Annotated in this window: 10 protein-coding genes; 4 read left to right on the top strand and 6 right to left on the bottom strand. The window is 36.6% G+C overall.

Features of this window, described 5'->3' with window-relative positions; all coding sequences use genetic code 11:
* Nucleotides 1-80: 80 nt before the first annotated feature.
* Both asnB and PGP85_RS04960 read left to right on the top strand, forming a co-directional pair.
* Nucleotides 81-1,961, top strand: coding sequence for an asparagine synthase (glutamine-hydrolyzing) (asnB, locus tag PGP85_RS04965; protein ID WP_178982326.1), 1,881 nt, complete (start codon nucleotides 81-83; stop codon nucleotides 1,959-1,961).
* A 387-nt stretch (nucleotides 1,962-2,348) separates the two neighbouring features.
* Nucleotides 2,349-4,235: an endonuclease MutS2 gene (locus PGP85_RS04960; protein ID WP_010739146.1), complete on the top strand. Its 1,887-nt coding sequence runs from the start codon at nucleotides 2,349-2,351 to the stop codon at nucleotides 4,233-4,235.
* Between the two features lie 39 nt (nucleotides 4,236-4,274).
* Here PGP85_RS04960 and PGP85_RS04955 read toward each other — a convergent pair whose 3' ends face one another.
* On the bottom strand, nucleotides 4,275-6,374 hold the full coding sequence (locus tag PGP85_RS04955) for an LTA synthase family protein (RefSeq protein WP_270326396.1): 2,100 nt from the start codon (nucleotides 6,372-6,374) through the stop codon (nucleotides 4,275-4,277).
* 248 nt (nucleotides 6,375-6,622) lie between these two features.
* Here PGP85_RS04955 and PGP85_RS04950 point away from each other — a divergent pair, with 248 nt between their 5' ends.
* Nucleotides 6,623-7,012 carry a tautomerase family protein gene (locus PGP85_RS04950; RefSeq protein WP_010739148.1) on the top strand — a complete coding sequence of 130 codons (390 nt, stop codon included), beginning with the start codon at nucleotides 6,623-6,625 and terminating at the stop codon, nucleotides 7,010-7,012.
* Nucleotides 7,013-7,029: 17 nt separating this feature from the next.
* Nucleotides 7,030-7,818, top strand: a complete 789-nt coding sequence (locus PGP85_RS04945; protein WP_010739149.1) for an ankyrin repeat domain-containing protein — start codon at nucleotides 7,030-7,032, stop codon at nucleotides 7,816-7,818.
* A 612-nt stretch (nucleotides 7,819-8,430) separates the two neighbouring features.
* Here PGP85_RS04945 and PGP85_RS04940 read toward each other — a convergent pair.
* The 5 genes from PGP85_RS04940 to PGP85_RS04920 form a co-directional block, all read right to left on the bottom strand.
* Entirely contained in the window at nucleotides 8,431-8,853 is a 423-nt protein-coding gene (locus PGP85_RS04940) for a VOC family protein (protein ID WP_010739150.1), read from the bottom strand.
* 149 nt (nucleotides 8,854-9,002) lie between these two features.
* Nucleotides 9,003-9,434 (bottom strand): GNAT family N-acetyltransferase, encoded by a 432-nt coding sequence (locus PGP85_RS04935; protein WP_270326393.1) that lies wholly within the window; start codon nucleotides 9,432-9,434, stop codon nucleotides 9,003-9,005.
* 15 nt (nucleotides 9,435-9,449) lie between these two features.
* Entirely contained in the window at nucleotides 9,450-10,118 is a 669-nt protein-coding gene (locus PGP85_RS04930; RefSeq protein ID WP_010739152.1) for an HAD family hydrolase, read from the bottom strand.
* Between the two features lie 118 nt (nucleotides 10,119-10,236).
* Nucleotides 10,237-10,854 (bottom strand): hypothetical protein, encoded by a 618-nt coding sequence (locus tag PGP85_RS04925; protein WP_010739153.1) that lies wholly within the window; start codon nucleotides 10,852-10,854, stop codon nucleotides 10,237-10,239.
* Between the two features lie 160 nt (nucleotides 10,855-11,014).
* Nucleotides 11,015-11,638 carry an NAD(P)H-binding protein gene (locus tag PGP85_RS04920; protein WP_010739154.1) on the bottom strand — a complete coding sequence of 208 codons (624 nt, stop codon included), beginning with the start codon at nucleotides 11,636-11,638 and terminating at the stop codon, nucleotides 11,015-11,017.
* Between the last annotated feature and the right edge of the window lie 166 nt (nucleotides 11,639-11,804).

The raw sequence follows: 11,804 nt of genomic DNA, 5'->3' as shown, positions 1-11,804 counted from the left end.
AAATCCTATGATATACTTTGAAAGTTGATATGAAAGAGTATCAGTTTACCATTTACCATGTTTGAAAGAGGGTAGAGATTGTGTGTGGATTAGTAGGATTTGTAGATCGTTCAAATACAACGCAAAAAGAACAAATTATTAAAAATATGATGGATACGATTGTTCATCGCGGCCCAAGCAGCGCGGGAGAATTTATTGACGAAGGCATTGCTATTGGGTTTCGTCGGTTAAGTATCATTGACTTAGAGGGTGGAACTCAACCGATCAAGAACGAAGATGGTACAAAAGTTCTAACATTTAATGGAGAAATTTATAACTACCAAGGTATTCGCGAAGATTTGATCGCTAAAGGTCATATTTTCACGACTCATTCAGATTCAGAAGTATTACTGCATGGGTATGAAGAATACGGAGTAGATTTATTACAAAAAATTCGTGGAATGTTTGCGTTCGTGATCTGGGATACGAAGAAACAAGAATTATTTGGAGCTCGTGACCATTTTGGGATCAAACCACTTTATTACACTATGATGAACGGTACATTTATGTATGGTTCAGAAATCAAAAGTTTCTTGCAACATCCAAGCTTTGTCAAAGAGTTGAATAAAGAAGCGTTGAAGCCTTATATGACTTTCCAATATTCTGCTTTAGACGAAACCTTCTTCAAAAATGTTTATCGCATCAAAGAAGGTCATTATTTCATTTATAAAGACGGAAAACTAGACGTTCAACAATATTGGGACGTTAAGGAACAAGAAACGGATATGACGTTAGAGGAAACAGTTGATTTAATTGATAAAACGGTTCTTGAATCGATTGAAACGCATCGAATCGCCGATGTTGAAGTAGGGTCGTTCTTATCTTCCGGTGTAGATTCCAGTTATGTAACAGCGGTTTTACGTCCAGAACATTCTTATTCAATTGGTTTTGGCGATAAAACTTACAATGAATCAATCGAAGCGAAAAAATTAGCTGATTTAATAGATTTGAACAATACATCTCGGGTAGTTACCGGAGATGAAGCTTTCGACTATTTCCCATTGATCCAATATCATTTAGATGAACCAGATTCCAACCCTTCATGTGTTCCGCTATATTTCTTAACAGAACTTGCTAGCCGTGATGTACGAGTTGCGTTGAGCGGAGAAGGCGCTGACGAATTATTTGCCGGCTATCAAGCTTATGGTATGAATACGAAATCAAAAGCTGTCAAGGTTGTGGCCGAAGGTTTGAAAAAATTGCCGAAAAATATGCGGTACTCAATCGCAAAAGGTCTGAAAGGCAAAACTTTCAAAGGAGCTTTGCATCTGTACACTTCATTGGCACCGGCAGAAGAATTCTTTATTGGACAAGCAAAAGTCTTTGAAGAAGCTGAAGCTGTTGATTACCTGCAGCCTGAATTTCAGCAAAGTCCTACGATCAAAGATATCGTAGACGTTCATTATGAAAAAGTTCAGGATATGTCTGAAATCAAAAAAATGCAATATTTGGATATGCACCAATGGATGCCGAAAGATATCTTATTGAAAGCTGATAAATTGGCAATGGCCAATTCATTAGAAGTTCGTGTGCCATTGCTAGACAAGGAAATGATGAAGGTATCTGAGATCGTTCCTACCAAATATCTAATCAATTCTGAAAACACGAAATATGCGTTCCGTCAGGCTGCTGCACGTCATTTGCCAGAAGAATGGTACAATCGTGAAAAACTTGGGTTCCCAGTTCCTATCAAAGACTGGTTGCGTGAAGAAAAATATTATCAAATCGTTCGTGATGTCTTTACCCAAGATTTTGTCAAAGAATTCTTTGATCAAGATAAGATCGTGAAGCTATTGGATGACAACTTTGCTGGAAATGCTGATGGACGTCGCAAGATCTGGACGATTTATACGTTCTTAACTTGGTATCAAGTGTATTTCATCAATGATGGTGTTAAACCTGTACCAAGCGCAATTGCGTAAATTTTTAATTGAATTTGACAAATACAAATTGTCACGTTAGACTATTACTAAGGAAACTTAACGAAAATTATGAGGTGTCTTGGTGAGTGTAGTTATTTAATTTGGAGTAACTTGATAGCGAAAAAAGACTGTTTATACAGGGTTATTTCGCATGCCAAATTAGATGCCTATCTAAGCTAATGAATGATTATTCAAGCTGTGAAGAGGAATCTTCACAGCTTTTTTGTGTGCTTCACTATGTGCTTTGGCACATTTAGTGGAATCGTATACGTATAAGAATCATTTAACCTTTATTAATGAGTTGGCTGTCAGAATGACTACGACTGATTTTTTTGTTAAGCTTCCCCGGCCTCGATAGGTATCTTTTCAACTTGAAAGGAAGAGACCATGAATAACGAAACATTTACAAAAACACAATTTAACGAAATCAAACAACAACTAAGCAGCTACGCAATTAGCAGTTTTGGTAAGAAACTTATCGCAAATACTGAACCGCATTCAAAACTTTCAGTAGTAGAAAAACGTTTGAATGAAACGACTGAAGCGAAACAATTACTTGATAGTAACCTTCATGTGCCATTCATGGGCCTACAAAGTATTGAACACGTGACTAATCAGCTTGAAAAAGGGTTTGTTTTAACACCGCAAGAATTGATGGAGTACGCAGACTTTCTTCGTAGTTTACGTTTAATCAAACAATTCTTTGAGAAGAATCAAAGTATCGCCCCTCTATTAAATCGTTATGGACAAGGCTTGAGCGATTTCAATGAGATTGAGACAGAAATCTATCAAGTTATTCGTAATGGAAGGATCATTGACGATGCTAGCCGCGAATTACGCCGAACTCGACGAGACATCGCAGAAACGCAAGATAAAATTCAAGAATTGTTGAAGAAGTTTATTCGACAAAATAAAGAGAAAATGCAAGAAGCGATTATCACAAAACGGAATGATATTTTTACCGTGCCTATTAAAGCAGCATACAAAAAACAAGTCAAAGGAACGATCGTTGAACTTTCCAGTAAGGGGACTACAGCGTATATTGAACCAAGCAATGTTAGTCGTTGGAATGAACAGTTGACTTATCATAAGATGATGGAAGAATCCGAGGTTTATCAAATACTAGCAACACTAACTGGGTTGTTAGCCGAGGCTTTGCCATTGATCCAACAGAATATTGAAATCATTGCTGAATTTGATCATATTTTTGCTCGTGGAAAATTTAGCCGCGAATTAAAAGGGACTACGCCGGAAATAAATGACGCGGGGTACATTCGCTTAATCGGAGCGACGCATCCTTTGATTACCAACGCAGTGCCGCTTGATTTGACGATTGGTGAAGAGTATCGCGGTCTGACGATCACTGGTCCTAATGCCGGTGGTAAGACGGTTGTATTGAAGACTGTAGCCTTAATGACTTTAATGACCATGATTGGATTGCAGATCCCAGCTAAAGAAGGAACAGAGATCGCAATTTTTGAACAAATTTTTGTTGATATCGGCGACGCACAGAGTATTGAGAATGCGCTAAGTACTTTTTCGGGTCATATGCAAAATATTTCTGGGATTCTCCGTCAGACGCGAAAAAATAGTTTGATCTTATTGGATGAGTTGGGAAGCGGAACTGAACCCAATGAAGGCGCAGCTTTAGCGATTGCTATCATGGAAGAGTTTTATCAAAAGGGAAGTATCTTGATTACAACAACTCACTATGGCGAAATTAAACGATTTGCTGAGCAACATCCAGATTTTATCACGGCGGCTATGGATTTCGACGCCGAGCATCTAACACCTAAATATCGTTTGCTGATTGGGCAAACTGGTGAAAGTAATGCCTTGTGGATCGCGAAAAAAATGGCAGTTTCCGATCAGATCATTGCAAAAGCGCAGAATTATTTCACAGATCGCAACTATAATCTTGAAAAGAAAAACTTTAAAACTAAAATGAAAAAAACAGCCTCAGCGACTGTTGAGATGACGTATTATAAAGGTGACAAGGTCTTTTTATTGGAACAGCAAAAGACTGCACTCATCTATCAAGAAATTCCATTTACCGATAATGTAACTGTTTATCTGGAGGACGAGTTTATTGAAGTGCCCAAACGTCGAATCACCCTTGAGTTTCGGGCGACAGAACTTTACCCGGCCGACTATGAGTTAGAACATTTATTTGAAGATTTCCATACGCGAAAAGAACGGCGAGATATTGATCGCGGATCTAAAAAAGCGCAGCGGAAGCTTAGAAAAGAAGCCATGCAAAGAAAACAATCATAAAACAAAAAAATCCTCCAATTCAAAACTGGAGGATTTTTTTTATTCATATTGCTGATAAGTTTTGGTTTTATATAAGCCAACCGTTGATTTCTGATTGTTTTCGCTATAAAGGCTAGAAGACTGCGCGCCTTTCTGACGTTCTATCTCTTCTAAACGTGCCTTTTGATCACGATAATCAAAAGAATCAGGTCTAATCGCATCTAATCCGCTATCCTGATAATATCTCAACAGATCTCCGTTATTGATTTTATCAGAAGTGATCAGTTGTTGATCCACTCCTTGATTTAATTCAACAAAGAACTTTTCTTGTTCCGGTGTTGGTTCGGAAATTACTTGTGCAGTTTGATTATCATACATTTTTCCGCCATAGAAGGTGTATTGCGGTGTGACAAAATCACCATCTCTAAAAGCGACAACTTGTTTATGATCTGGTGAAAATAAATCCTGTCCCAACTGCAAATATTTCTTCGAATCGATCCCTAATAAATGGAGCAGAGTAGGGAGGGCATCAACTTGTCCGCCGTATGTGTGATTGACAGTACCATTCGTTGCACCAGGAACATGAATCATGAAGGGCACTCGCTGCAATTGTGCATTGTCATAATCTGTCCAGCTATCGGAATCTTTTCCTAATAAAGGCGCCAGTTCTTTGTTTCGTGTATTGGAGATTCCATAATGATCACCATACAATACGAAGACTGAATTATCATAAAGCCCGCTAGCCTTCATATAATCAAAGAATTCTTTTAACGCAGTGTCTAAATAGTTCGCAGTAGCAAAATAGCCATTGATTGTTTCATCTTTTGTGTTAGCCAAAGGGAACCCATCTTCTTCATTTTTAAAGCGAGAATAAGGATAATGATTCGACACTGTAATAAATTTCGCATAGAAAGGTTGTTGTAAATGCTCCAAGTATTGAACGGATTGATTCAAGAAAGGCTTGTCATGCATTCCGTATTGGAACGAATTATCATCATTGATATCGTAATAAGATGAATCAAAGAAATATTCAAAACCTAGGTGTTTATACGTTTTATCACGATTCCAAAATGAGGCCGAATGTCCATGGAAAACGGCAGACGTGTAGCCAGCTTTTTGCTTTAGGATGTTCGGTGCCGCTTCAAAGGTGTTTTTATCACCCATTTGAGTAAATAGCGCCCCTTGGTTTAACCCGAACAACGAGTTTTCCATCAACGTCTCAGCATCTGATGTTTTTCCAGCTTTGACTTGGTGAAAGAAATTATCGAAGCTATAGGTACTTTCACCATGATACAAACTATTTAGAAACGGTGTTACAGTATGCTTCACACCATTTTCATCAGGTAATTGGTAATCAATCAAAAATTGCTGGAAACTTTCTAAATGAATGTAGACAACGTTTTTACCTTTAGCGACACCATACATTGAATCATTTGGTTTCGCGTAATGATCCTTAACATAACTCTCAACTTCCTTGAGGTCGGTTGGACTAGCTTCAGCGCGAATTTGGTTATTCTGATACGTCTGATAGCTATCATAAAGCGTAAACGCATTGACGCCCAGATATTTCACTAAATATTCGCGGGAAAATTGTCTGCTCAGTAAACCAGAACGATCAATCTCAGCCAGGAAAATATTTCCGCTGCCGATTAACAGAGATAGGGCAGCCAAGGCCGCAGCTTGTCGAAAACGCGGATACTTCTGATCAACAGGAATTTTCTTTCTGATTAATAAAACAGGAAGTACGAATAAGTCTAAGACATAAAAAATATCATACCAGCGAAACAATCGTACAGCACTTTCGCCTAAACCTGTTGAAACCTGACCAGCACCAAGCATAGTGTTGATCGTAATAAAATCTGTAAACTCACGATAATAAACGGCATTAGAAAATAGCCAAATCGTCAGCAAACCATAAATAACAAATAACGTCGTATACGCGACTTTTGAACGTTTAATAAACAATCCAACACTAAGCAGCAGCATCGAGACGCTCAGCGGATTAATCAACAAAATAAATAATTGCATAGGACTTTGGATACCCAAATGAAAATCAACCACATAGGCGAACATATTCTTCAGCCAAAGCAGAACAATCAGCAAACCGAAGAAGCCAATTCTTGTTTTAATAAAATTACTATATTTTTTTAAACGAGACATTTTCATGCTCCTTATAATTTTTTTCCATATTCTTGAATAGTTTATCGGTTTTTTATGCGAAGGTCAAACCAATCCAAGTTAAAATTGCTGATGCACCAGTGTTTTGATAAGTTTGTTAGCAGAATATAAATAATTCTTAATAAACGTGGGTAGTGATCTAAAATGATTCTCATTAAGAGGGAAATCCTAAAAACTGCTGAAATATTTTATGGATGCTATAATGAGCAAAACAAAACGGAGGTTGAATTATGCCATTAATGAAAATCGATATGATAAAAGGTCGAACCGAAAAAGAAATCAAACAAATATTGGATATCTCTTATCAAGTTATGCTAAACGCCTTTCATGCACCCGAGGGAGATCGTTATCAAATAGTCAATCAGCATGAAGACTATGAAATGCAAATCCTTGATACTGGACTAGACTTTAAAAGAACCGGTCAGGTGATCGTGTTCAGCCTGGTGACGCGACCTCGAACCACCGAAGAAAAACAAACATTCTATTCTCAATTAGTGAAAGAACTAAATGAGCAACTTGGAATCAGAACAGAAGACGTGATGATCAATCTGACGGTCAATTCAGATGAAGACTGGAGCTTTGGTTTTGGCAGAGCACAGTTTTTAACCGGAGAATTGTAAGTAATAGGAGGATGTTTATGAAAAGAATGATGATTGGATTGGTGTTTTTGTTTGTTTTAGGAGGTTGTCAGGTAAATTCAACGGATAGCAAAACAACCGACACATCGACATCTTCTATAAAAAAGATCTCGTCAAAACCTTCAGAAAAAAAGAGTTCAAAAGAAGCAACTTCTAGTACAGAACAATTAAAGGAGGATAAGACGGTGAATTATACTCCAGGAAGTTTGATTGAAGCCGTTTCATCGAATGATTCAGCAAAAGTATCAGAAATATTAAAAACAAGCACCCATTCGATTGATGAAACAAATGAGAAAGGCGAAACACCATTACTAATCGCTGTTCATAATAATCAAGTTGAACTAACCAGAAAACTGATTGATGCTGGTGCAAATGTAAACAAACAGGACGCAATTAAAGATAGCCCATATCTATATGCTGGAGCAGAAGGCAGAACAGAAATTTTAGCGTATATAATGTCTCATAGTAAGCCAGATCAATCAATTACGAACCGATTTGGCGGAAATGCATTGATTCCGGCCGCTGAAAAAGGCCATCTTGATAACGTAAAGCTTTTATTAACTGACGAACAGGTAAATATCAATCATCAAAATAATTACGGATACACAGCATTAATCGAAGCCGTTGCGTTAAGAGATGGATCACAAGTTTATCAAGATATTGTCGCTGAGCTGCTAAAACATGGCGCTGATCCAAATCTAGCAGATAAATACGGTAAAACAGCAAAAGATTATGCTAATGAACTAGGATACGGAAACATTTCAAGGCTGCTGGAAGAACAATCTTAATGTTATTTGTATGAAAAGAGATAGTTAAAAAGACGGTTAATTACTGTCTTTTTTAATTTTTTATTTTAGTTTACATAATATACATTAAACAAAGCTAAATAGTAGTTTTTAGTATACAGATATTGGGATTCATTGATCCACATATTGATTATTTTAACTATTTATCCATTTTAACCATGCGATTATATTCTATTGATTTGTGAGTTTTTTTGAAAAAAGAATTTTATGTTCGTTTTTATTGGCGTTCGTTTTTTGATTTACTAATTTAAATGCTTTGCTAACCAAAGATTTATTTTTTGTACTTAGAAACTTTGTAAAATTTTTAGCTGAAATAATTTCATTTCTTTTAAAAACTTATCATTTTGGTAACGCTCGATTAAGTTTAATCAATTCAAAGTCTGATGTTTATTTTAAAGATTGCATTGCTTATTTACTGATATGATTAAAGTATTGATGTCAGGACTATTAAAATTTTCTCATCTATGTAAGCGCTGTAAAAGCTTTTAAAATTATTTCATGATCTGTCTTCTACTTCCGCATTTTTTTTAAATTTTAAAAAGCTGAGAAACCTTCATTTCAAGAGATTTCTCAGCTTTTTTGATATTAGAGCTTTTAAAATACACGGCTGTTCATTGCGTGATCGTCATTAAACTGGACTAAATCCCATAAATTTCCATATAGATCCTTAAAAACAGCGACAGTTCCATAATCAGCTACTTTAGGATCTCTAACAAACTCAATCTCTTTTGAGAGCATTTCATTGTAATCTCGATAAAAATCATCTGTTCCGAGAAATAAAAAGACACGCCCTCCCGCTTGATTTCCGATAAAGTCTTTTTGAATTGGTTTTGAGGCTTTGGCCAAAAGAATTGTCGTGCCATTTGAACCTTGTGGTGATACAACTACCCATCTTTTGTCTTGCTCGGCTTGATAAGTATCCTCTATTAAATCAAAATTTAGTTTTTTGGTATAAAAATCGATTGCTTCATCGTAATCGTTTACAACTAAAGCAATATGAACGATACTTTGTTTCATACTCATCCTCCTTTTCTATTATTATTTGCTATTTGTTTGGTAAAGGCAAGTTGTGTTCAGCTTAAATTATCCGCAATCGTTGGACAATTGATAAACTAAGTATTTCTTCTTCCCATCATTCTGTTCCCGTTGGTAATTAAAAGCATAGCTCATTCCTTTTTTTCAAGGACCTTTTTTGAAAAACTATTTTCTATTGCGACTTGTCCAACTACTTGCGATAAATGATATTCTGCAAAAGCTAAGCCAATGAGTTCGCGAGCAATTTTTGTTGCATACCCTCTTCCCTGATATTCCTTCTTTAAAATATAGGCAATTTCATCAAATGGTTGTGAATCAATCGTTGTCCTGAGAATTCCTGCGATACCAATCGGCTTATCAACTATTGAGCTTTTCACTATGAAGTAACTATAGCCATACTCAGTGTATTGTTGCGAGATTTTTTCGATCCATTCCATTACCTCAGCATCCGTATATGTTTTCCCCCAACCCAACAGCATTAATTCTTCATCCTGCAGGATCGATTTTAGAAATGGAAAATCATTGATTGCAATTTTTTGAAAAATAAATGCATCTTCAGTCATCAAGCTGCGCCACCCTTAATTTGATTGTTTCAATTTACGGATAATGCTATAAATTTCTACCATGTCTTTCGCTAAATAATCCGCGGCGCTTTGATCTATGGCTGCGCGTGTTTCTTCGTAAGCAATAGTAGTAATACCTGCGGCCTTTGCTGCGGAAATGCCATAAAAAGAATCTTCGATGGCGATTGCGTATTCCGGATCAACACCTAGCAGATTCAAGGTATTTTGATAAATCGCTGGATTTGGTTTGCTTTCTTCGACAAACTCTCCGCTGTAAATCACATCAAAATATTCTTTTATATCGCAAGAAGTTAAAACTTCGATGATATGCTCGTGCGTTGAAGAAGAAGCCACTGCCAGTAATATGCTATTCTTCTTAGCCCACTTTAAAATCGAAAGAATATCTGTACGAAAAAGCTGCTGATAATCGATTGACTGATACGCGACAGCATTAAATCGTTCAAACCGTTCTTTTATTTTCTCGATTGGTTCATTGCTAGCGGTAAAATCTTTTAATGTCGTGTAAAGCATACGATAGGATTGTCCAATTAATACGTCGAAGTTCGCTTTTGCTAGATCAATGGCTGGATTTTCCTTTTTTATGAAGTCCTGTTGAATTTTGAAATCCTGAAACTCAGTGTCAACGATAACGCCATCCATATCAAAAATGATTGTTTTGATCATAATACTATTCCTCCTTCGTCACTCATAAAACAAATTATTGCAAACCGTTTCATAAAAAGCAACTAGACTCAAGAAATACAAAAAAATAGCCAATCACGTATCTGTTTTACGCAGTCGGCTATTTTTTTATTTTGTCACGTAGTGCTTTTATTTTTTCCATTGTGATTATTTTTGTTGGAGGTTCTGGATTTTTTTCTGCTTCTTCTTTATTTTCTTCAACAAGTTTCAACCCTCGGTGTTCCGCACGAAAAATATTTCGTTTAATTTGTTCAACGTGTGCTAATTTTTCTAAAGATTCCGGCTCGTAGCGCAATAACTCCTTGGTTTTTCTATCATGGATTCGTTCAGTTACTTTCTCGTCAAAATAACTAGTAATAGCCAAATTGATCACTAAAGCAATCAAAAGAAAATTATCTGTCACGCTGGATTTATTGAGGTAGCCATTACTAAATAACCAAATAACGAAGCAGAGTAAAGCAATGGTGCTGAAAACTTGATAAACTCTCAATGCTTTTTCTTTTTCATTTCGGTCTGCAAAGACGGGCTTGGCTTCATAAAATAAGGCAAGATAAAGATGACGCGCCTCTGCGAATTCTGGCTGCGTCTTTTTAGCTGCTTCATAAGCTTCTCTCTTATCAAAGCCTTGCTCTTTCATATAATATTTCGCAATTTTCCTTTTTCGGATCATCTGGACCCCCTCTTCGATTCTAAGATCATGAATGTTTTGAAGATTCATAAGGTCTCTCCTTAATCACGGAATTCACATTTCAGCAACCTCTATTTTATCATTAAGTAGACAGAAAGACTAAGAAATTATTTAATATTTTTCGTCTCGTCTGAATTTCGAAAAGAGAAATCCACTCAGACAAGGGTTCTTGCTGAGTGGACCATTTTCTTTATATTTTTTTCACTGCCTCTTCGATTGGTACGTCTCCGTCCCCCATCAAAATCACTTTTTTTATCGTATTGTCTTGTTCAAGCAATTCTGCCAAAACGGCAGCCACATTTTCAATCGAGTTTTCTGATTTTTTCTCAATTCCTGTGGTTATTTTCCCGCTCCCTGGTGTCTCTTTTAGGTTGCCTGGTTGTAAAATTGTATAATCCAAGTTTGTTTTATCAATCAGCCAGCTATCAGAAAAGAATTTCGATATGTTGTAATCTGTCAGTGCTTCACTCCATTTTTCTGGTTGCAAAGCAAATAGTGAACTTAAGTGAATGTACCGCTTAATTCCCTTTTGTTCTGCAGCCTGCATTAGTTTCACCGCACCGTATAGATCCGTTTGCAATAAATCCTTTCCGCGTGATCCAGCAACAAAGTAAACAGCTTCTGCATCGGACAAAGTATCTGCAATAGCGTCAACACTTCCATGCAAGTCTAGATGAGTTGGTTGAACTGAGTCGTTTGACTCAATCTCTCCTTCGCGTCTTGCTCCCGCATAAACATAATGACCTTTCTTAACAAGATCTTTAATTAATTCTTCGCCGACCCGTCCAGTCGCACCAGCAATAAATATTTTCATACAAATGACCCCTTTCCTCATCAAATATGCTAACTTATTTTCTGATTAGAGACAACTATTTCCACTCATAATTGGATGAGATAAAAAACAACCAATTGGCTGTTTATTTTTTTTTAGACAACTTTATAATAAGAATCATTAACGAAGTCATTCTGATCTTTTACTC

Source organism: Enterococcus malodoratus (genome assembly GCF_027659535.1).
In the GTDB taxonomy this organism is placed as follows: domain Bacteria; phylum Bacillota; class Bacilli; order Lactobacillales; family Enterococcaceae; genus Enterococcus_A; species Enterococcus_A malodoratus.
This window is presented reverse-complemented; position numbering and strand designations above follow the sequence as displayed.

Excerpts from the sequence above, each read along its gene's own strand:
- PGP85_RS04920 (WP_010739154.1), bottom strand. The coding sequence starts at position 11,638 with ATGAAAATATTTATTGCTGGTGCGACTGGACGGGTCGGCGAAGAATTA.
- PGP85_RS04955 (WP_270326396.1), bottom strand. The coding sequence starts at position 6,374 with ATGTCTCGTTTAAAAAAATATAGTAATTTTATTAAAACAAGAATTGGC.
- PGP85_RS04950 (WP_010739148.1), top strand. The coding sequence starts at position 6,623 with ATGCCATTAATGAAAATCGATATGATAAAAGGTCGAACCGAAAAAGAA.
- PGP85_RS04940 (WP_010739150.1), bottom strand. The coding sequence starts at position 8,853 with ATGAAACAAAGTATCGTTCATATTGCTTTAGTTGTAAACGATTACGAT.
- PGP85_RS04945 (WP_010739149.1), top strand. The coding sequence starts at position 7,030 with ATGAAAAGAATGATGATTGGATTGGTGTTTTTGTTTGTTTTAGGAGGT.
- PGP85_RS04960 (WP_010739146.1), top strand. The coding sequence starts at position 2,349 with ATGAATAACGAAACATTTACAAAAACACAATTTAACGAAATCAAACAA.
- PGP85_RS04935 (WP_270326393.1), bottom strand. The coding sequence starts at position 9,434 with ATGACTGAAGATGCATTTATTTTTCAAAAAATTGCAATCAATGATTTT.
- PGP85_RS04930 (WP_010739152.1), bottom strand. The coding sequence starts at position 10,118 with ATGATCAAAACAATCATTTTTGATATGGATGGCGTTATCGTTGACACT.
- PGP85_RS04925 (WP_010739153.1), bottom strand. The coding sequence starts at position 10,854 with ATGAATCTTCAAAACATTCATGATCTTAGAATCGAAGAGGGGGTCCAG.